The organism is Comamonas testosteroni (genome assembly GCF_000761245.1).
GTDB lineage: Bacteria > Pseudomonadota > Gammaproteobacteria > Burkholderiales > Burkholderiaceae_C > Comamonas > Comamonas testosteroni_C.
Genome location: NZ_AWOR01000001.1, coordinates 229,255 through 248,882, shown reverse-complemented (window position 1 = coordinate 248,882; position 19,628 = coordinate 229,255). Strand labels below are relative to the sequence as shown.

Genomic DNA, 19,628 nt, shown 5'->3' with positions numbered 1-19,628 from the left:
AGTAGTGCGATTTGGAAGCCCCCTGCGTCAGCAAAGTTCCTCCGAACTTCTCAATAAAAAAGGAGCTGCTTGCGCTTGATGATCAATGATTTCAGACTGTTTTTAACCTGAAATCCTTATTCAATCAGCGCAAGCAGCTCCTGTTTTTTGGAGTGCCTGGTGCGAGGCCTACAGCTCGCCGTAGCTATGCAAGCCCGACAGAAACATGTTCACGCCCAGGAAGGCAAAGGTCGTGACGGCCAGACCCGCCAGCGCCCACCAGGCGGACACCGTGCCGCGCAGGCCCTTCATCAGGCGCATATGCAGCCAGGCCGCATAGTTGAGCCAGACGATCAGCGCCCAGGTCTCCTTGGGGTCCCAGCTCCAGTAACCGCCCCAGGCCTCGGCCGCCCACAGAGCGCCGAGCACGGTGGCGATGGTGAAGAAGGCAAAGCCCACGGCGATGGCCTTGTACATCACGTCGTCCAGAATCTCGAACGAGGGCAGGCGTGCGGCGATGCGCTTGCGCGAGAGCAGGATGCCGGCCACGATCAGGGCCGAGATGCCGAAGTACACCATCCAGTAGCTGCCGCCGTTCTCGGTCGCGCCCTTGCGAAAGACGATGGGCTCGAAGCACAGCACCACGCCCAGCAGCCACAGCGGCGCAAGCTTATACCACTTGGTCTCGGTGGCCTGCTGCTTGATCAGATAGGCAAACGCCACCATGGCCGACAGTGCAAACGTGCCGTAGCCGATGAAGTTGGCGGGCACATGCAGCTTCATCCACCAGCTCTTGAGGGCAGGCACCAGAGGTTGAATCTCATGGGCCTGGCGCACCAGCGTGTACCAGAGCAGAAAGCCCACCGCCGCGCTGACCACCAGCATCACAAAGCCGCCCAGGGCACGCGTGTCGTAATGCTGCTCGTAGTACAGATAGAAGGTGGCCGTCATCCAGCAGAACATGACGAACACTTCGTAGAGATTGCTGACAGGGATATGGCCGATGTCAGGGCCCAGCAGATAGCTCTCGTACCAGCGCACCATGGTGCCGATCAGCGCCATGGTGACGGCCAGCCACGCCAGACGCGAGCCCAGCAGCGACATGACCGAGCGCTCGCCCTTGGCAAACACTCCGATCCAGTAGAAGGCCGTGCTGATGAAGAACACCATGCTCATCCACAGGATGGCGGACTGGCTGGAGAGGAAGTACTTCAGGCCGAAGACGGTCTCCGATCGTGCCAGTTCGCCACCATCCCCTCCCTGGTACAGGCCGATGGCCATCAGCGAGAAGCCGGCCACGGTCAGCATCAGCACCGCCAGCGGGCGCCAGAACCAGCCCAGCCAGATCATGGCCGGGATAGTCGCCAGCAAAATGCCCTTCTCATACACATCCATATAGGCGGCGTAGCGCTGCAGCGCATAGCCCAGGCCCACGGCCACCACGACCGCGAACAACCAGTCAAACCAGTTGCGGCGGGCGAAATAGCCTTCGTTCAGAGTCAATGTCGTGGTTGCGGTGTTCATACAGAACCTCCGGGAGTCTTCTTTTGTAAGGGCTTGGCCCCGATCAGCTTGTCGGCCAGCATGACGAACTCGCGGTCGCCATCCATGGTCTTGCGGTTGGTGGACAAGGCCATGTTCGCATGGCTGGCGCCATTCGCAGGGGTCAGCCAGATCCAGATGCGGCGGTCACGCACGTACAGCATGGCAAAAACGCCGATGATCAGGAAGAGGCAACCCAGGTAAACAATGTTCTTACCGGGAGCTCGCGCCACCTGGAACACGCTGGCCTGCACCTGCTTGAAGTCCTGCAGCATGAAGACCACGGGCGCCGGGTAGAACTGCGCGTCGCTGAGCGAGAACACCGATTGCGTCATGAAGGCCTGGGTCTTCTCGTCGTTCTCGAAAGGCTTGAGTCCCGCCTGCTGGCGCACCTGTTGGGCCAGCTCGAACAGAACGCCGTTGAGAATCCGCACCAGCACCTCGCCGGCGCGCTCGCGCTCGGCCTCAGGCACATTGCTGTCCATGAAGTCCGATATCGCTTGCAGGCCACCGAGCTGGCGGCCGTCAGGGCCCTTGAGCTTGCTGTCCTGGCCGGCAAACAGCTCCAGCGCCTTGAGAGCGGACTGCGTCAACGGCTCGGCCAGCTCGGGCCTGGAGGCATCGACTGCCCGCTGCACATAGGCACGCGCCGCCTTTTCGGCCAGGGCCTTGCTCTGCATGGCCTGGCGCAGCTGCATGAAGGTGTTCATCGTGCCCTCGGGGTCGGCAGGCACGCGCAGATAACGCATCTGGTCGGCCTGGTTCTCACGCACGCCGAGCAGGAATACGGGCTGGCCCTCGCCCGTGTCCACAGGCAGCATGTAGTTCTGGAACTCGCGCGCCTGACCCGAGGCATCGCGCAACTTGTAGCCCACACTGGGTCCGATATTGCGCAAATCCTTTTTGTCCGTGGTCTTGTGGGCTGCACCAAGGCGCTCGTCGATGGCCTGCTTCAGGTTGACCTTGCGCACATCAGTGCCGACGCCGCCCTTGTCCTGGCCACCAAAGTTCTCCACGTTGATGGTGCGCAGTGCCGTGTACTCCAGCGTCACCTTGTCCTGTTGGCCATCGGCCAGCTTGCGCACGAACTCAGTGGAGTTGCCGATCACGCCCTCCACATCGAAGGGCTGGGAGACGCCATCCATGGGCACGGCATGCAGCTTGACGCTGGAGCCGCCGTCATCGAAGCTGCTCTGATAGATCTCGATGCCCTTGTAGCTGGCCGGATGGTTCACTTCCACGCGCTTTTCCAGCTTCTCGCCCGTGGCGCGGTCGTGGATGACGATATCGCTGGCAAACAGCTTGGGCATGCCGGTGGAGTAGTACTCCACGATAAATTTTTTGAGTTCCACCGAAAATGGCAGATCTTGCAGCAAGATGCCATCCGATTGATTCAGGATGGCTGTGCCGGACTGCGTACCCTCGGACACCATGAGGTTGCCTCGGAAGGTCGGATTCTTGATGGACAGACGGTGCTCGGGCGCCACATCCGAGATCATGCCGCCGCCGGTATAAGGCGTTTTGCCGCCCAGCAGCATCTGGGCCCGCACGATGAGATCGCCGTCAAACAGCCCGCCAATGCAGATCAGCACGATCGCACAGTGCGCGGCGATATAGCCCAGCTTGTTGGCCGCACCGGCCTTGGCTGCCAGCATCCAGCCGGTGCCGGGTCCGGCCGCCGTGTCGCGCTGCTGCAGCTTGACCTTCCAGCCGCCAGATGTCAGTTGCTGGCCGATGCGCTGGGCCGCCTCTTCGGTGCTGCCCGCCACATCGGCCTCGGCGCGATGGTGGAAAGCCTTGAGGCTTTGTTCGCGCAGGTTTTCCTTGTAGTTGCGGATATCGGCCAGATATTTGGGGGCATGGCGGCTCACGCACAGCGAGGTGCTGATGACCAGGAACGCCAGAATCAGCAAAAACCACCAAGCGCTGTAGACCGCATTGAGCTTGAGTGCCAGAAACAGCTGCGCCCAAAAGGGACCGAACTGGTTGACATAGTTGACCAGCGGTTCATGTTGCTTGAGCACCGTGCCGATGACCGATGCGATGCAGATAACCGTGAGCAGTGAAATCGCAAAGCGCATGGAGGCCAGCAACTCCAGAGTCGCGCGCACTGCCTGTGAGCGAGAGGAGTCACGATCGCGAAGTGGAAGGTCTGACATGAGGATGAGATAGAGCCGAACGCAAAAAGGCGGGCCATCTGCTGAAATAGCCGATGGGCCCGCCTGACTTGGGGGGTGCCAGATGCCTGAAAGTTCCCGAAGTCACCCGCGCATCTGGTGAAAAGGATTTTTAACGCAAGCCAGCTATATAGTCTGCCACGGCCTTGATTTCGCGATCATTAAGCTTGGCAGCAACCTGGGCCATAGGAATGCTATTGCTGCGCTTGCCGTCGCGGAAGTCCGTCAACGACTTCACGGTGTAATCCGCATGCTGACCCGACAGACGCGGGTACTGGGCCGGAATGCCGGAGCCGTTGGGGCTGTGGCAGCCCGCGCAGGCGGCAATCTGGCGCTCCTGAATGCCGCCGCGGTAAATGCGCTCACCCAGGGCGATGGAGTCCTTGTCCTTGGAGAAACCGTTCTTGGGCGCCTGGGTATGCAGCCAGACCGCGATATTTTGCATGTCGCCATCGCTGAGCGTGGAGGCAAAACCCTTCATCACCGGGTCGTTGCGCTTGCCGTCCTTGAACTCGCGCAGCTGCTTGACCAGATACTCGGGGTGCTGGCCTGCCAGCTTGGGCTGCAGGGGAATGGTGGAATTGCCGTCTGCGGCATGACAGGCGGCGCAGACCGCCCCATAACTGGCTTGCCCTTTGGCAGCATCCGCCTTCACAGGTGTTTCTCCCGCCGAAAATGCGGGGAAGGCAGGTGCTGCGAAAATGGCAGCAGTCAGCAAAGAGGCAAGCAACTTCATATCAAGGGGCTGGGTCTATTGTTGAGAGCTCGAATCCGTCAAATTCTACAATGGGCCTCCCTGAAATAGTTACCGTCATGACCCATGCTTCCCCGGATACCACTGCCGGAAAAACACTTTCTTTGATCGACAGCAAGCTTGCGATGGGCTGGATGCACACCGCACGCTTTTTCACGACCGCGGCCCAGCTCAACCAGCTGCCCAAGGTCGACGTTCCCGAGATTGCCTTCGTCGGCCGCTCCAACGCCGGCAAGTCCACCGCCATCAATACGCTGACCCAGCAAAAGCAGCTGGCTTTCGCTTCCAAGAAGCCCGGCCGCACCCAGCACATCAATCTGTTTGCACTGGGCAAGCAGGGCGTGACCGATGCGGTGCTGGCCGACTTGCCCGGCTATGGCTACGCTGCCGTCTCCCGCACCGACAAGGAGCGCTGGCAGCGCGTCATGCTCAACTATCTGATGAGCCGCGAAAGCCTGTCCGCCGTGGTGCTGCTGTGCGACCCGCGTCTGGGCCTGACCGAGCTCGACGAAGCCCTGCTGGATGCCATCCGCCCACGCGTGGAGCAAGGCCTGAAGTTTCTCATCGTGCTGACCAAGGCCGACAAGCTGACCCGCGCCGAGCAAGCCAAGATTCTGTCCATCACCAAGCTCAATGCTGGCGGTGGTGAGGTGCGTCTGTTCTCGGCCCTCAAAAAGCAGGGCGTGGACGATGTGGCCCAGCTGCTGTGGCACTGGTGCCACCCCGAGGGATTGCCCCAAGCTGCTCCCGTCACCCAAGCGACGCCCGCGGACGAGACTCCTGAGCAAAATCAGCCATAGGCGCTTATCTTGCAAGCGCCAGAAGCTACTAAAAGGAGAGCTTCATGGTCGCGACTTGCATGCATACCCTGTCCACAGGGGTTGAACTGGAATGCCGCACCAGCGGCGAGCCGGGTCAGCCCTTGCTGCTATTTCTTCACGGCTTTCCCGAAGGGGCCTTCATCTGGGATGGGCTGCTTGCGCAGTTTGGCAGCCGCTACCGCTGCGTGGCGCCCAATCTGCGCGGCTATGGCCGCTCCAGCCAGCCCACGGCCATCAGCGACTACCGAGCCAAGTACCTGGTAGAGGATCTTGCCGCCCTGATTGCGCTGGAGAGCCGTGACCAGCGCGCTGCCTGCGTGATTGCCCATGACTGGGGTGGCGCCGTGGCCTGGGGCCTGGCCAACCGCTATCCCCAGCACCTTGAGCGGCTGCTCATACTCAACTCCCCGCATCCCGGCAGCTTCTTGCGCGAACTTCAGTCCAACCCTGTTCAGCAGTCCGCCAGCCAGTACATGCATTTTCTGCGCCGGCCCGATGCACCCGAGCTGCTGGCCGAAAACGGCTGGCAGCGCATGCTCAGGTTTTTTCAGAACCCCGACGGCAGCATGCCCGCATGGCTGACTCCCGAGCGCCAGCAGCAATACCGCGAGCATTGGGACCTGGGCGTGCACGGCGCCTGCATGTTCTATGCAGCCAGCCCGCTGGTGCCGCCCCGTCCGGGCGGCAGCGCCGATGAGCTGCAGGACATTCGCGAGCTCAGCCTGCCCGATGAAATGCTCCATATCCCTGTGCCGGTGCGCATTCTCTGGGGGGACAGCGACCTGGCACTACAGCCCGCTTTGCTGCATGGACTGGAGCAATGGGTGCCGCAGCTGGAGATAGAACATCTCCAGGGCTGCAGCCACTGGGTGGTCCATGAGAGGCCCGAGGCCGTGCAGCGCGCTCTGGCCGAGTTTCTTCTGGTGCCAGGTCACTCCTGAAAAAGGAAGCAGCCGGCTTCTTTCCACCTGGGCCTTCAAGCCGCTTTGATGCTTACTCTTTGGAATACAGCGATGGCTCGCCATCCGGGCGGGTCTTGAAGCGCTTGTGCACCCAGTAATACTGCGGAACCATGGTCATGATGGCGGCCTGCAGCTCGCGGTTCATGCGGGCGGTGTCGGCCACATGGTCGTCCGTCGGGAAGCTCTCCCAGGCCGGCGTCAGCTCGGCCACATAGCCTTCAGGCGTCATGCGGTTGTAGAGCGCCACCACCTTGGCCTTGCCCAGGCGCGCAAAGCGCGAAAGCGAGGGAATCGTGGCCGTGTTTTCCACCGCAAAAAAGGGCACGAACACCGAATCGTTCTTGCCATAGTCCATATCGGGCAGCAGATACAGCAGCCCGCCCTTGCGCAGGCACTGGATGATGGGTTTGACGCCATCGGCGCGGTTGAGCATCTTCACATTGCCGAAGCGCTGACGGCCATTCATGAACCAGGCATCCAGGTCCGGATCGGGATTTGTGGCAAAGATGGAGGTGAACTCGCGCTCGGTATTGAGCGGCAGGGCCAGGCCACCGGCATCCATGCTGTAGAAATGCGGCGCGAAGACGATGGTGGGCGTATCGCCCTCCAGCTCATGCGTGGCCCCGACCAATTTGACACGGCTGCGCACCAGCTCCTCGGAGCCGAACCACAGCCAGCTTCTGTCGAGAAAAGTCTGGCAAAAGACTTCAAAGGACTCTTTCGCCCAAGCTTTGCGCTGCACCTCAGGCACATCTGGAAAGCACAGCTCGAAGTTGCGCAGCGCGATGCGCCGGCGCTGGCCCGCCACCACAAACAGCACACGCCCCACAAACTTGCCCAGGCCACGCAGCACGGGCAGCGGCAGCTTGGCCAGCACATGCATGCCGGCAATGGCGATCTTGCTGGCGCTCATGCCTTCTCCCCCGAGAGTTGCTTGTCTTCACGTGGCTGCTTGTAGCGGCCATAGCCCCACAGATATTGCTGCGGAGACTGGCGAATGGTGGTTTCCATGGCGCGATTGATAAGCGCCACGGTGGCTTCCAGCGATTGAGATTCGGGCACAGGCAATTCCTCTAGATACAGCGTGTAGCCCCGCCCCCAGGACTTGCGCTCGCACCGGGCCACGATCACCGTGGCCCCGGTTTGCAACACCAGGCGTGCTGCCAATGTCATCGTATACGCATCGCGACCGAAAAAAGGCGACCAGATGCCCAGACCATTGGGCGGCACCTGATCAGGCAGCAGACCCACGGCCGCGCCCTGACGCAGCGCCTTGATCATCTGACGCACGCCCGCCAGGGTGGTGGGAACGGCCTGAACGCCAGGACGATTGCGCGCGGTTTCCAGAATTTCGGCCAGCCAACCCTGGCGTGCGGGGCGGTAGAGCACGGTGATTGCGCCATGCCGATCCGACCAGCGCCGCGCTGCGGCCTGCACGGACATCTCGAAGCAGCCCAGATGTGGCGTAAGAAACACAATGCCCTTGCCACGTGCATAGGCCTGCTCGGCCACGGCTCCATTGACGATGTCGCAGTCCGGCAACTGGCCCAGCCAGATGCGCGGCATCTCGAACACCATGCGCCCCGCATGCCCCACCGCAGCCCTGACCTGGGCAAAGCCATATCCGGCCTGCGCGGCATTGGCTGCAAATCGGCGCCGATAGGTGGGAGATAGCGCCCAGGTCATCCAACCCATGGCAGCGCCAAGGCCATGCAATAGCCATAAAGGCAGTGCAGCAAACAGTCGAAACAGGGAAGGCATTAGAATAGCGGGGTCGCTGAGTTAAAGAGCAACTTGCAGGGCGACGTAAAAACAAAACTGCTAAAGCGTTCGCCAGACTTCGAAGCTCAGGCAACGCAATTGCCCAAGCTACAAGGAGTTATATCAATGGCGAACAGCGATTTTCTGTTTACCTCGGAATCGGTTTCTGAAGGCCACCCCGACAAGGTTGCCGACCAGATCTCTGACGCGATTCTGGACGCTATTTTCACCCAAGACCCGCACAGCCGCGTGGCTGCCGAGACACTGACCAACACCGGTCTGGTGGTATTGGCCGGTGAAATCACCACCGGTGCGAATGTGGACTACATCCAGGTCGCACGCGACACCATCAAGCGCATCGGCTACGACAACACCGAATACGGCATCGACTACAAGGGTTGCTCGGTACTCGTCGCCTACGACAAGCAAAGCCAGGACATCGCCCAGGGCGTGGACAAGGCCAGCGATGACGAACTGAACACCGGCGCTGGCGACCAGGGCCTGATGTTCGGCTACGCCTGCGACGAAACGCCCGAGCTGATGCCCGCGCCCATCTACTACGCACACCGTCTGATGGAACGTCAGGCCCAGTTGCGCAAGGATGGCCGTCTGCCTTTCCTGCGCCCAGACGCCAAGAGCCAGGTGACCCTGCGCTATGTGGACGGCAAGCCCCACAGCATCGACACCGTGGTGCTGTCCACCCAGCACAGCCCCGATCAGTCGGAAACGGCAACCAAGATGAAGGCTTCGTTCACCGAAGCCATCATCGAAGAGATCATCAAGCCCGTGCTGCCCTCCGAGTGGCTGCAGGACACCAAGTACCTGATCAACCCCACGGGCCGCTTCGTCGTGGGTGGTCCTCAGGGCGACTGCGGCCTGACCGGCCGCAAGATCATTGTGGACACCTACGGCGGTGCCTGCCCCCATGGTGGCGGTGCGTTCTCCGGCAAGGATCCAACCAAGGTGGACCGCTCGGCCGCCTACGCCGCGCGCTATGTGGCCAAGAACGTGGTGGCCGCCGGTCTGGCGCGCCAGTGCCAGGTGCAGGTTGCTTACGCCATCGGCGTCGCCCGCCCCATGAACATCACCGTGTACACCGAAGGCACGGGCGTGATTCCCGATGCGGAAATCGCCAAGCTGGTGGCCGCGCATTTCGACCTGCGCCCCAAGGGCATCATCCAGATGCTGGATCTGCTGCGCCCCATCTACAGCAAGACTGCGGCTTACGGTCACTTCGGCCGCGAAGAGCCCGAGTTCACCTGGGAACGCACCGACAAGGCGGCTTTACTGCGCGCCGCTGCCGGTCTGAAGTGATTCGGACACCCTCAAAACGGGCCTGAGGATCTGAGGGCTTGAGCCCTCAAGCCTCGCCAAGAAGCCATCGCAACACATTGCGGTGGCTTTTTTGTTGTCGGATCAAGCCGACAAGGATTTCCCCCAAATGAGCACCGCAAGCCTGCGCCCGGCGGCTTAGGCTTGAAACATCGCTTCAGACAAAGGAGTTCCGATGCTCAAGTGGGCCATTATTTTTGCCATCATTTCCCTGGTTGCCGGTGTTTTCGGCTTCACCGGCGTAGCTGCAGGCGCAGCCGGCATAGCCAAGATCCTGTTCTTTATCTTCATTGCCGTTGCCGTGATCTTTGTGGTTCTGGCGCTGCTGGGCATAGGGGCTGTCAGCTAGCCGCCCTCCGCTGCACACCCGCCCAAATGCCTGCCTTGTGCAGGCATTTTTCATGCAGGCCGGCCTCAAAGCCCCCGGGCAGTCAGCGCCAGCGTCTGGCTGAAGCCGGGCTTGGCGCGGTAAAGCTGGGCGGGCCGATGCGCCCCGCCACCCAGCATGGCCCCAGGCACGGCCTCCAGCCAGTCCATCTCGTCCATCTTGCGCCTGAAGCTGACCTTGTTCAGCGGCTCACCCAGAATGTTTTCATAGACCTGCTGCAACTGCGGCAGCGTAAAGGTTTCGCCACACAGGTGCACGGGCAAGGAGGAATACAGGCTTTTGCTGCGCACGCGCTCCAAGGCGGCGTCCAGGATGGCACGGTGATCGAACGGCAGCTGCGGCAGGGCCGAGAGCGGCACCACGCTAATGTCGGAGCGATTCGGCGGCAGGTTCTGCACGGGCAGCAAAGCGCAATAGGCGATCGCCACCGACCAGCCGCGCGGATCGCGTGCCGGGCCGCTGAAAGTGGCCAGCTGCTCAAGATACGCACCTTCTATACCCACCTTGGTTCTGAGCACGCGCGCCGCACTGGCCTTTGCGTCCGCATCCTCCTCGGTATGAATAAAGCCGCCGGGCAAAGCCCATACCCCGGCAAAAGGCGCAGCCTGACGACGCAGCAGCACGGCATGCAACTGCTGCTCCACCAGGGTCAACAGCACCACATCCACACTCACCTGCACCGTTTCTCTGCGCTCATTACTTTGATTCATTTTTTTACCAACTTCGTTTTTCTTTCCTAATTATTTCACATCAATTCAAAATACTTAGTTGCAAAAATATTTTAAGTAACTTAGACTGCAAACATTGCATCTCGCATGAAAGCTGAACACCATGAGTCATACACAAACCCAGCTGCTCATCATTGACCCGCAAAACGACTTCTGCGACCTGCCCGCCGACTGGTGCCCCCACTCGCCTGGTACTCATCAGGCGATAGCACCCAGCCTTCCGGTAACGGGCGCTCATGCCGATATGCAGCGCCTGAGCAGCTGGATGGCAGCCCAGGGAGACAAGCTGGACCAGGTCACCATCACTCTGGACTCGCACCAGGCTTATGACATTGCTCATCCCGCCTTCTGGCAGCAGCGCGATGGCCGTGACGTCCTGCCATTCACCCCGATCACGGCAGCGCAGGTCCGTGCCGGCGACTATGCGCCGCGCAACGCAGCCGAGCGCGAGCGCACTGTGCAATACCTGGATCAGCTGGAGGCTCAGGGCAGCTACACCCTCATGGTCTGGCCGCTGCACTGCGAGATCGGCAGCTGGGGCCATGGCATCCATGCCGGCGTGCTCGCGGCCTGCCGCCAGTGGCAGGAGTTGCAGCACCGTGCCACCCGCCATGTCTTCAAGGGCATGAACCCCTGGACCGAGCATTACAGCGCCATTCGCGCCGAAGTACCCGACCCGCAGGACCCCGAAACCGGCCTGAACACCGCCCTGCTGGCCCAGTTACGCCAGAGCAGCTGCCTGGTGATTGCGGGCGAGGCCAGCAGCCACTGCGTGCGCGCCACCACCGAGCACATCGTGGAGCACTGGGAAAGCGATGATTTCTCGCGCATCGTGCTGCTGACTGACTGCATGAGTCCGGTCGCCGGATTCGAGACCGCGCACCACGACTTCCTGCAACGCATGCGGTCAACCGGTGTACGCTGCGAAACCAGCGCCAGCTTCGGCTTATGAGACAAATCAGCCTCTAGCACTTCTGGACCAAGCGCTAGCAGCTCATATTTTTGAAAAGAAGAACGGCATGAAGCCCATCATCACCAGCCTGCTGGACACCGACCTCTACAAGTTCACCATGTGGCAGGCCATGCTGCACCGCCACCCCCAGACCGAGGCCGAGTACGAATTTGTCTGCCGCACGCCCACGGCCTTCCCGCTGGCCGAGCTGCTGCCCGAGGTGGAGCGCGAGCTGGACGCCCTGTGCAGTCTGCGTTTCGACAAGGGCGAGCTGGACTATCTGGCCGGTCTGCGCTTCATGAAGAGCGACTTCATCGACTTTCTGCGCATCTTCCAGTTCCAGCGCGCCTTCATCCGCGCCTGGGCCGAAGGCGACCGGCTCCATATCGTGGCCAAGGGCCCGCAAGTCCATGTGATGGGCTTCGAGATCTATGTGCTGGCCATCGTCAACGAGCTGTATTTCCGCCGCTTCGATGCCGAGGCCGCCCTTGTCGAAGGCCGCAAACGCCTGCAGGTCAAGCTGGCCCAGCTCAAGCACCTGGCAGTCGAGGCCAGGCTGCGCAACCCCTTCGAGCTGTTTGACTTCGGCGTGCGCCGCCGCTTCTCGGGAGCCTGGCAACACGAGGTGGTGCAGGCTTTTGCCCAGGAAACCGCGCAGTGGTTCAAGGGCACGTCCAATGTGCTGCTGGCACGCGATCTGAATCTGGTTCCCATAGGCACCATGGCCCATGAGTATCTGCAGACCTATCAAGCCCTGGGCGTGCGTCTGCGCGACTTCCAGGTAGCCGCCCTCGAGGACTGGGTGCAGGAATACCGCGGCGACCTGGGTATCGCCCTGACCGATACCGTGGGCATGGACGCCTTTCTGGCCGACTTCGACATGTACTTTGCCAAGCTGTTCGACGGCCTGCGTCATGACTCCGGCGATCCCTTCGAGTGGGGCGAGAAGGCCATTGCCCACTATGACAAGCTGCGCATTGCCCCGCAGAGCAAGCGTCTGGTGTTCTCGGACGGACTGGATCTGGACACGGCACTGTCCCTCTACCACCGCTTTGCCGATCGCATCCAGTGCGGCTTCGGCATAGGCACGCGATTGACCAATGACATGGGATTGACCACGATCAATATCGTGATGAAGCTGACCCATGCCAACGGCCAGCCCGTGGCCAAGATTTCGGACTCGCCCGGCAAGACGCTGTGCAACGACGAGACCTATCTGGCCTATCTGCGCCAGGTCTTCAACATCCCTGAGCCTGCTGCCAAGGCAGCCTGATTTTCCGGAGGAAACCATGCTGAAAGTCACCCTCGCCCAGCTCAACTACATGGTGGGCGACATCAGCGGCAATATCCGCCGCATGCGAGAAGCCGCAACCAGGGCCGCGGCCGAACAGGCCGATCTGGTGGTGTTTTCCGAACTGTCGCTGTGCGGCTACTACCCCGGCGACCTGCTGGACGAGCCCAGCTTTCTGCAAAGACTGGATGCAGGTCTGCAGGAGCTGCTGCAGGCCACGCGCCAGCTCCCCGATCTGCATTGGGTCGTGGGCGCGCCCACCCGGCACAATGGCCCCGGCAAACCGCTGCACAACAGCCTGCTGGTGCTCAAGAACGGACAGATCCGCCTGCAGTACGACAAGCAATTGCTGCCCACCTACAACATCTTTGACGAGCGCCGCCACTTCGAGCCCGGGGCCGACACGGCCAAGGTGCTGCGCGTGGGCAACTGCCAGGTGGGCTTTCTGGTCTGCGAGGACGGCTGGAACGACCAGGGCGCCGACTACGCCACCAACCCCTTTGTACGCATGGGCGATGCGGCGCCAGACCTAGTCATCAGCATCAACGCCAGCCCCAGCCATCTGGGCAAGCGCGAGCAGCGCCACGAGGTCTTCACCCAGGCTGCGGCGCGCCACAAGCTGGCCATCCTCTACATCAACCAGATCGGCGGCCAGGACCAGATAGTGTTTGACGGCGCATCGTTTGCCGTCGAGCCCGAGGCGGGACTGGTTTTTGAAGCCAGGCGCTTCGAAGAAGATGTCTGCACACTGGAGCTGAATGCACAAGGCCGGTTTCAGGCTTTGGGCAGCCAGGCCCTGAGCAGCGTGCCGGCCCAGGGCCTGCCCACCATGGAGTTCTACCGCCAGCAGATCGTGCTGGGCCTGCGCGACTATGCGCGCCGCTGCGGCTTCAAGCAGGTGGTGGTGGGCAGCTCCGGCGGCATCGATTCGGCACTGACGCTGGCCCTGGCCGTCGATGCCCTGGGAGCGGAGAATGTGGTCGGCATCACCATGCCGTCCAGCTATTCCTCGGCAGGCTCGGTCGACGACTCCGTGTTGCTGTGCCGCAATCTGGGCGTCAAGCTGTACGAGCATCCGATCAAGGAGCTGGTCACCACCTATGCACGCCAGTTCGAGGCCAGCTTTGGCGAGCCGCTCAAGGGCCTGGCGCTGGAAAACCTGCAGGCCCGCGCACGCGGCACCACGCTGATGGAGTTCTCCAATGCCTTCGGCCATCTTCTGCTAACCACGGGCAACAAGTCCGAAGTCTCGGTGGGCTACTGCACCCTGTATGGCGACACCAACGGCGGTCTGGGCCTGCTCGGCGATCTGTACAAGACCGAAGTCTTCGAGCTCTCGCGCCATATCAACCGCCATGCGGGGCGCGAGCTGATTCCGCAGGCCATCATCGACAAGCCGCCCTCGGCCGAACTGGCTCCCGGCCAGAAGGACGAGGACAGCCTGCCGCCCTATGCCGTGCTCGACGAGATTCTCAAATGGCATATCGAGGGCCAGCATCTGTCCAACAAGGAATATGCGCAGGCCGCCGCCTTTGTGGCCAGGCTGCGCACCGAAGCAGGCGGGCCCGAGACCATTGCCCGCGTGCAGAAGCTGGTGTTCCGCAGCGAATACAAGCGCCGCCAGGCTCCGCCCATGCTCAGAGTACGCCCACGGGCCTTTGGCACGGGCCGGCAGATGCCGATTGCGGCACACTACGAGTAGCAATGCCCAACACCCGCTTGAGACATAGTGGCAAAGCCTGGCCGCCGCGCTGGTGCAGCCAGGGCCTTCGCCGCACCGACTTCACTGTGCCAGGACGGGTTATCCATTCAAAAAAGTGAGCTTCATGCACTTACCTGGTAAGCGCTCAGCCCAGTTTTCACCAATATTTGCCCTTGCGGGCGCCGATTTCTGTACGGGTTTCGCTCTCATGCCTCAAGCCAGTCCCAACACCTCCAGCAAGCGTGTCATCGCCGCCTCACCCGAGACTCTGCCCACCTCCGTGCCCCTGCATACCGCCGTGCTGATTGGCCGCTTTCAGCCACTGCACAACGGCCACATGGCCTTGCTGCATGCCGCACTGGAGCGGGCTCGCCAGGTCGTGGTGGTACTGGGCAGCGCCTGGCAGGCTCCCAATCCCAAAAACCCGTTCAGCTGGCACGAGCGCGCACAGATGCTGCGCGATGCGCTATCGAAAGAGGATGCCGGGCGCGTGCGCTGTGTGCCCGTGCGCGACTATTACAACGAGCCGCTGTGGGTGCATGCCGTGCGCGAAGCCGTGCATGCCCATGTGCCCGAAGGCGCGAGCGTGGCCCTGGTCGGGCATTTCAAGGACTCCAGCAGCAGCTATCTGGCCCGCTTTCCGGGCTGGGAACTGATCAGCCTGCCGCGCCTGGGTCAGTTCGACGCCACTCCGCTGCGCGAAATCTTCTTTGGCGAAGGCGGCGCCTCGTCCGAAGCCATGGATGCCGCCCTGGCCAGGCTTTCCTCCCAGATGCCCGAGAGCACGCTGGAGTTTTTGCGCCGCTGGGCGCAGACCCCGCTGTATCTGCGCCTGCAAAAAGAGTGGCATATGCTGCAGGACTACAAGCGGGCCTGGGCCAAGGCGCCTTATGCACCGGTGTTCGTCACCGTGGATGCGCTGCTGCGCTGCCGCGCCAAGGGCCAGGACCAGGTGCTGCTGATTCAGCGCGGCCATGCGCCGGGCCAGGGCCTGTGGGCGCTGCCCGGCGGCTTTCTCGAGCAGCGTGACAGCCTCTGGCAATCCTGCATGCGCGAGTTGCGTGAAGAGACCTGCTCCTCCATCAGCGAGGCCGATCTGCTGGCGGCCCTGCAAGCCGTGCAGGTCTTCGATCACCCGGACCGCAGCCTGCGCGGGCGTACCATCACCCATGTGCACTATCTGGATCTGGGCGTGCAGCCCAGCCTGCCTCCGGTGCAAGGTGCGGACGACGCCGCCCTGGCCCGCTGGGTGCCGATTGCCGATCTGCCCCGCATGGAGGCCGAGTTCTTCGAGGACCATTTCCAGATCCTGTGCCAGTTCCTGCCCGTGACTCTGGCTCAGAGCGAGCCCGAACTCCAGGTCGCCTGATACATCAAAACCATAGCTGCAAGCGCTTGACCATCAAGCGCTGGAGCTACTTTTTCCTGCAATTCCATGAGCCAGCTCCATATCCGCCCTGCCACCGAGCAAGACATCGACCTGATCCTGCACTTTGTGCGTGAACTCGCCATCTATGAAAAGGCCGAGCATGAGGTCAAGGCCACGCCCGACCATGTGCGTCGCACGCTGTTCTGCGCCAACCCTGCTGTCTTCGGCCTGATCTGCGAGATCGAGGGCAAGGCCGTGGGCTTTGCCGTGTATTTCTTCAACTATTCCACCTGGCAGGGCCAGCACGGCCTGTACCTGGAAGACCTGTACATCACTCCCGACGCACGCGGCCACGGCGCCGGCAAGGCCCTGCTCCAGCATCTGGCCCGGATTGCAATGGAGAAGGACTGCGGCCGCTTTGAATGGAGCTGCCTGGACTGGAACACCCCCTCCATCAAGTTCTATGACAGCCTGGGCGCCCTGCCGCAGACCGAGTGGATCCGCTATCGCATGACGGGTTCGGCCCTGCAGGCCATGGCCACAGGTGAAAAACAGGCTTGAGCCGCAAAACGGATCATCCAGAGTGATGTTTGCAGCCCTTCGAAGTGATGTGCGCCCCTTTACAGATTGAGTGTACGCAACATCAACAATGCGGCGCGTTCGCGCTTGCGCCAAAATGAATGGTTTTGCAAAACAATAACAAAGGCGGCAATCAGTGCTGACCTTTCACACTATCTCTGGAATCCAGAATGCCAAGCTATCAAGAACTCATCGCTCAGAAAAATGCGCTGGACAAGCGCATCGAAGAAGCGCGCAGCACCGAAGCCAAGGACGCCCTGGCCACCGTCAAGCAACTGATCGCCACTTTCGGCTTCACCTCTCAGCAAGTCTTTCCCTGGAGGCCTGAGGAGAAGAAGAAGGTCGAGGCCAGGTACTACGACCCCGAAAGCGGTGCGACCTGGACCGGCCGCGGCAAGCCCCCGAAGTGGATAGAAGGCAAGGACCGCAGCCAGTACGAGATAAAGACCACGCCCAGCGTGGACTTCAGCGCGCCGCGCGACGAGAAAAACCCGTTCCCGGTTCAGTAAGCGGCCGGGCCGCTCAGCCGCCAGCGCCCTGCTCCGCCGGCAGTGGCGCCTTGAGCATGCGCACCAGGGCCGCCACGTTCAGGCACTGGATCAGCAGATCTCCTTCATTGGCCCGGATCAAGCGGTCCACCAGCTGATCCGCCGCACCCGCCATTGCAGGAGCCAGTCGCAACTGCCCGCTCTCGAAGCGCACCACCCCTTCGAGATCGCTGACCAGCACGCCCAGCTTGAGCCCCAGGTGCTCCAGCACGATCACCTGGCTTTGCGCCGTCCTGGTCACGGGCTTGCCAAAGAGCAGCGCCCCCAGATCGAAGACCCATACATAGCCGGCCACAGCCCCCTGGCTGCGCCGCGCCAGCGTACCCACACAGTGCGGCAAGCGTCCGGCCGAAACGGGAGCGATAGCCGAGGCACTCTGGGCCTCGAGCACACAGGCCGCGTCCACGGCGAGCACGCTGCGCCCCACAAAAAAGGTCGCCATCTCCATACCGGCGGCACTGCCCTGGCTGGCCGCCGCCAGGCTTTGCACCCTGGTGTTGCGGCGTGAGACTGCAGCCAGCGCATCGTCCTGCACGGCGCCAAACGCCTGCACGGACAAAGCCAGCACCTCTTCACGATAGCCATCGCTGCGCTTGAACTCCCGGTAGCCGCTGCCCGCCGTGATCGCCACCACGCAATACTGGCCCTGATACACCATGGCACGGGCCATGCTCTGTCCGGGTGCCAGGGCCAGCATGACGGGCGGCAGTTCCAGCTGCACTCCCGGCTGCAGCTGTACATCCGAAGAAGACATGACCATGCCCGAGCGGCTCAGGTAGGCCACCCGCCTGCTGCCTGCGCCTCCTGCCTGAACGCCGGTCACGCCCTCCAGCATGGCTTTGAATTCACGCTGCGCATGAAACACCAGGCCGATTCCGCCCAGCACCATGCCATCGGAGTTGCGTATGGCCGCGTGATAGACATAGGTCGGTCCTTCATCCTCGTGCTGCACACAGGGGCGCCATGGGGACACGTGATAGGCCTGGGTGCCTGCCAGCGCCAGAACCTGGTGCAGGCTGTCCGCCTCTATATAAGTGCCCAGCAGCTCGCTGCCCCCCGCATCCAGGCGGCCTCGCTGACTGATGGCCACGACCTTGCCGCGAATGTCATAGACCATGATTTGCTGGTAGACCGTATACAGGTCGTGAATGGCGGTGAGCAGCTCGCACGCCTCGCTCACCTGATCCCCAGCCCTCTCCCCCAAGGCCAGAACCTCCAGCAATTCGGACAGCTGCGGCGTCAGCGCCCACCAGCGGCAGTCGTTGGCACGCTCATAGAGATTGCGATCAAGCAGATCCACCAGCAGACTGGTCAACAGGCTGTTGTCCCGCAGTGCAGTATTGAGTACCGTGCCATAGAGCGCATCAATGGATTGAGAGAAAACCTCGTTGGTCCGCGCCCCCGTCTCGCCAATCTGCTCCAGCACGGCCTGCAGCCGCGTGTTGTCCATCTGCTTGCCTGCCGTCATCACCCGCCCGTTCCAGACCACACGGCGTATGGTGTCCGCTGCGCTGTGGATGGCGTGCAGGGGCGGGCAGAAACGGTGTGCATGTGTCAGCAGGCCCTGGGCCACCGCGGCATCCAGCCCTTCCAGACCCGCTTGCGATTGAAGACCGAAGGCCAGCTCCAGCGGCGTCATGATCTGCGCCCGCCAGCCCTGAGGACCCATATAGCCTTGATAGCCTGCCGATGCCGCAGACTGCACCAAATAGGTGCGTCCCCCATGCACATGCAGCACGCTCGCACCATCACGGTGAGGCCGCACATTCGCGCCCACACCAATCCAGTGCAGATCGCTGCTGGCCAGCACCTGGCCCTGCTCATCCAGCAGCAGGGCGATGCTGGTCTGAGCTTCGGGCGCGCCGCTACCGTCTGTACGGTCTCGCCCGCTCCAGATGCCTTGCATCTCACCGTCGAAGTCGAAGCACAGGCACAGCACGCCCACGGCTTGCTGGTTGATCGGGTGAAGCATGCGATGCGCATAGATCAGGCCGCTGTCATGGCCCGGCAGCAGGTCAGTGATACCGAAGCCCTGCACAAAGCCCTGGCTTTGCAGGGCACGGGCAATCAACGCATCCCGGCATGGCTGACCTGTGGCCTGACTCCTCTCGCTTGCACTCGCTCGCACCTGGCCTTCGGCATCCAGCAGCAAAATGTCCGCGTAGACCGTGTACTTGCTGCGGTAGGCACGCAGACGCTGGGTGATGGCAGCCTCGTCGCCATCAGCTCCGGCCATGAACTGGCACAGCATGGCGTCGGTCGCCAAAAACCCCACGTCGGCCGTGCGCTCGTAGAGATTGCGCACCAGGGTATCGATCAGATGCTGTGCCTGACTGGCCAGCCCCGCCGTCACCCCCGTCACAGCCTGCATCACCATGGACTGCACCAGGTCCTGCTCCAGCCGCTCGAAGCCGCCACGCGTGGCGGCCATCATGGGCAGCAAGGCCTGTGCTTCCTGCGGGCAATTCATCTTGGCGGAGGACTCTATGAGCCGCCACATCAGATTCAGCTCCCTGAGCGAGCTCTCGCAGCGCCCGACCTGGCGCATATGGGGAATGAAGACGTCTGTCTGCAGCAGATCCTGGGCGCGCTGCGCCGGGGCAGTCATGGTTTCTAGAGGCATGTTCTGCCAGAGCAAAAGCCAGGCCTATTTGTAAAAACACGTTACACATGACTAAGAACAAACCCTGTTTCCTGACAGATTTGCCCTCTGATCGGCTGGGGGGAGGTCTTGAAAGCTCAG

General features: G+C 61.9%; 17 protein-coding genes. 10 read left to right on the top strand and 7 right to left on the bottom strand.

Annotated elements, in window-relative coordinates:
- Positions 1–168: 168 nt before the first annotated feature.
- From ccsB to P353_RS01040, 3 genes are all read right to left on the bottom strand, one after another.
- The gene (gene ccsB, locus P353_RS01050) at positions 169–1,503 is read right to left on the bottom strand and encodes a c-type cytochrome biogenesis protein CcsB (protein WP_034364355.1); all 1,335 of its coding nucleotides are present in this window, start codon (positions 1,501–1,503) and stop codon (positions 169–171) included.
- The gene (locus P353_RS01045) at positions 1,500–3,680 is read right to left on the bottom strand and encodes a cytochrome c biogenesis protein ResB (RefSeq protein ID WP_034364353.1); all 2,181 of its coding nucleotides are present in this window, start codon (positions 3,678–3,680) and stop codon (positions 1,500–1,502) included. The genes ccsB and P353_RS01045 overlap by 4 nt, the downstream gene beginning before the upstream one ends.
- 130 nt (positions 3,681–3,810) lie before the next feature.
- On the bottom strand, positions 3,811–4,434 hold the full coding sequence (locus tag P353_RS01040) for a c-type cytochrome (RefSeq protein ID WP_034364352.1): 624 nt from the start codon (positions 4,432–4,434) through the stop codon (positions 3,811–3,813).
- A 77-nt stretch (positions 4,435–4,511) separates the two neighbouring features.
- Between P353_RS01040 and yihA the strand changes: the two genes are divergently transcribed.
- Entirely contained in the window at positions 4,512–5,252 is a 741-nt protein-coding gene (yihA, locus tag P353_RS01035) for a ribosome biogenesis GTP-binding protein YihA/YsxC (RefSeq protein WP_034364350.1), read from the top strand.
- Positions 5,253–5,296: 44 nt separating this feature from the next.
- Positions 5,297–6,214, top strand: a complete 918-nt coding sequence (locus tag P353_RS01030; RefSeq protein WP_034364348.1) for an alpha/beta fold hydrolase — start codon at positions 5,297–5,299, stop codon at positions 6,212–6,214.
- A 52-nt stretch (positions 6,215–6,266) separates the two neighbouring features.
- On the opposite strand, the gene P353_RS01025 is transcribed toward P353_RS01030, so the two are convergent.
- Both P353_RS01025 and P353_RS01020 read right to left on the bottom strand, forming a co-directional pair.
- The gene (locus P353_RS01025; protein WP_034364347.1) at positions 6,267–7,148 is read right to left on the bottom strand and encodes a lysophospholipid acyltransferase family protein; all 882 of its coding nucleotides are present in this window, start codon (positions 7,146–7,148) and stop codon (positions 6,267–6,269) included.
- Positions 7,145–7,996, bottom strand: coding sequence for a lysophospholipid acyltransferase family protein (locus P353_RS01020; protein ID WP_034364345.1), 852 nt, complete (start codon positions 7,994–7,996; stop codon positions 7,145–7,147). Before P353_RS01020 ends, P353_RS01025 begins: the two co-directional genes overlap by 4 nt.
- A 126-nt stretch (positions 7,997–8,122) precedes the next feature.
- On the opposite strand from P353_RS01020, the gene metK reads away from it, so the two are divergent.
- Both metK and P353_RS27705 read left to right on the top strand, forming a co-directional pair.
- Complete coding sequence (gene metK / locus P353_RS01015) at positions 8,123–9,310, top strand: methionine adenosyltransferase (protein ID WP_003058753.1); 1,188 nt, start codon at positions 8,123–8,125, stop codon at positions 9,308–9,310.
- Between the two features lie 193 nt (positions 9,311–9,503).
- Positions 9,504–9,677 carry a DUF1328 domain-containing protein gene (locus P353_RS27705; protein ID WP_003058756.1) on the top strand — a complete coding sequence of 58 codons (174 nt, stop codon included), beginning with the start codon at positions 9,504–9,506 and terminating at the stop codon, positions 9,675–9,677.
- A 65-nt stretch (positions 9,678–9,742) separates the two neighbouring features.
- On the opposite strand, the gene P353_RS01005 is transcribed toward P353_RS27705, so the two are convergent.
- Positions 9,743–10,426 (bottom strand): NUDIX hydrolase, encoded by a 684-nt coding sequence (locus P353_RS01005; protein WP_034364344.1) that lies wholly within the window; start codon positions 10,424–10,426, stop codon positions 9,743–9,745.
- A 121-nt stretch (positions 10,427–10,547) separates the two neighbouring features.
- On the opposite strand from P353_RS01005, the gene P353_RS01000 reads away from it, so the two are divergent.
- The 6 genes from P353_RS01000 (at position 10,548) to P353_RS00975 (ending at position 16,846) form a co-directional block, all read left to right on the top strand.
- On the top strand, positions 10,548–11,396 hold the full coding sequence (locus P353_RS01000; RefSeq protein WP_034364342.1) for a cysteine hydrolase: 849 nt from the start codon (positions 10,548–10,550) through the stop codon (positions 11,394–11,396).
- A 67-nt stretch (positions 11,397–11,463) separates the two neighbouring features.
- A complete protein-coding gene (gene pncB / locus P353_RS00995; RefSeq protein ID WP_034364340.1) occupies positions 11,464–12,669 on the top strand; it encodes a nicotinate phosphoribosyltransferase in 1,206 nt (401 codons plus the stop codon).
- A 16-nt stretch (positions 12,670–12,685) separates the two neighbouring features.
- Complete coding sequence (locus tag P353_RS00990; protein ID WP_034364338.1) at positions 12,686–14,389, top strand: NAD+ synthase; 1,704 nt, start codon at positions 12,686–12,688, stop codon at positions 14,387–14,389.
- 208 nt (positions 14,390–14,597) lie between these two features.
- Positions 14,598–15,758 carry a bifunctional nicotinamide-nucleotide adenylyltransferase/Nudix hydroxylase gene (locus P353_RS00985; protein ID WP_052084628.1) on the top strand — a complete coding sequence of 387 codons (1,161 nt, stop codon included), beginning with the start codon at positions 14,598–14,600 and terminating at the stop codon, positions 15,756–15,758.
- A 66-nt stretch (positions 15,759–15,824) separates the two neighbouring features.
- A complete protein-coding gene (locus tag P353_RS00980; RefSeq protein ID WP_034364336.1) occupies positions 15,825–16,319 on the top strand; it encodes a GNAT family N-acetyltransferase in 495 nt (164 codons plus the stop codon).
- A gap of 188 nt (positions 16,320–16,507) precedes the next feature.
- A complete protein-coding gene (locus P353_RS00975) occupies positions 16,508–16,846 on the top strand; it encodes an H-NS family nucleoid-associated regulatory protein (RefSeq protein ID WP_034364335.1) in 339 nt (112 codons plus the stop codon).
- 13 nt (positions 16,847–16,859) lie between these two features.
- Here P353_RS00975 and P353_RS00970 read toward each other — a convergent pair whose 3' ends face one another.
- Positions 16,860–19,508, bottom strand: coding sequence for a chemotaxis protein CheW (locus tag P353_RS00970; RefSeq protein WP_232776188.1), 2,649 nt, complete (start codon positions 19,506–19,508; stop codon positions 16,860–16,862).
- Positions 19,509–19,628: the final 120 nt, after the last annotated feature.

Excerpts from the sequence above, each read along its gene's own strand:
- P353_RS00970 (WP_232776188.1), bottom strand. The coding sequence starts at position 19,508 with ATGCCTCTAGAAACCATGACTGCCCCGGCGCAGCGCGCCCAGGATCTG.
- ccsB (WP_034364355.1), bottom strand. The coding sequence starts at position 1,503 with ATGAACACCGCAACCACGACATTGACTCTGAACGAAGGCTATTTCGCC.
- P353_RS27705 (WP_003058756.1), top strand. The coding sequence starts at position 9,504 with ATGCTCAAGTGGGCCATTATTTTTGCCATCATTTCCCTGGTTGCCGGT.
- P353_RS00980 (WP_034364336.1), top strand. The coding sequence starts at position 15,825 with ATGAGCCAGCTCCATATCCGCCCTGCCACCGAGCAAGACATCGACCTG.
- P353_RS01040 (WP_034364352.1), bottom strand. The coding sequence starts at position 4,434 with ATGAAGTTGCTTGCCTCTTTGCTGACTGCTGCCATTTTCGCAGCACCT.
- P353_RS00990 (WP_034364338.1), top strand. The coding sequence starts at position 12,686 with ATGCTGAAAGTCACCCTCGCCCAGCTCAACTACATGGTGGGCGACATC.
- P353_RS01045 (WP_034364353.1), bottom strand. The coding sequence starts at position 3,680 with ATGTCAGACCTTCCACTTCGCGATCGTGACTCCTCTCGCTCACAGGCA.
- P353_RS01020 (WP_034364345.1), bottom strand. The coding sequence starts at position 7,996 with ATGCCTTCCCTGTTTCGACTGTTTGCTGCACTGCCTTTATGGCTATTG.
- P353_RS01030 (WP_034364348.1), top strand. The coding sequence starts at position 5,297 with ATGGTCGCGACTTGCATGCATACCCTGTCCACAGGGGTTGAACTGGAA.
- pncB (WP_034364340.1), top strand. The coding sequence starts at position 11,464 with ATGAAGCCCATCATCACCAGCCTGCTGGACACCGACCTCTACAAGTTC.
- P353_RS01005 (WP_034364344.1), bottom strand. The coding sequence starts at position 10,426 with ATGAATCAAAGTAATGAGCGCAGAGAAACGGTGCAGGTGAGTGTGGAT.
- P353_RS00975 (WP_034364335.1), top strand. The coding sequence starts at position 16,508 with ATGCCAAGCTATCAAGAACTCATCGCTCAGAAAAATGCGCTGGACAAG.
- P353_RS00985 (WP_052084628.1), top strand. The coding sequence starts at position 14,598 with ATGCCTCAAGCCAGTCCCAACACCTCCAGCAAGCGTGTCATCGCCGCC.
- yihA (WP_034364350.1), top strand. The coding sequence starts at position 4,512 with ATGACCCATGCTTCCCCGGATACCACTGCCGGAAAAACACTTTCTTTG.
- P353_RS01000 (WP_034364342.1), top strand. The coding sequence starts at position 10,548 with ATGAGTCATACACAAACCCAGCTGCTCATCATTGACCCGCAAAACGAC.
- metK (WP_003058753.1), top strand. The coding sequence starts at position 8,123 with ATGGCGAACAGCGATTTTCTGTTTACCTCGGAATCGGTTTCTGAAGGC.
- P353_RS01025 (WP_034364347.1), bottom strand. The coding sequence starts at position 7,148 with ATGAGCGCCAGCAAGATCGCCATTGCCGGCATGCATGTGCTGGCCAAG.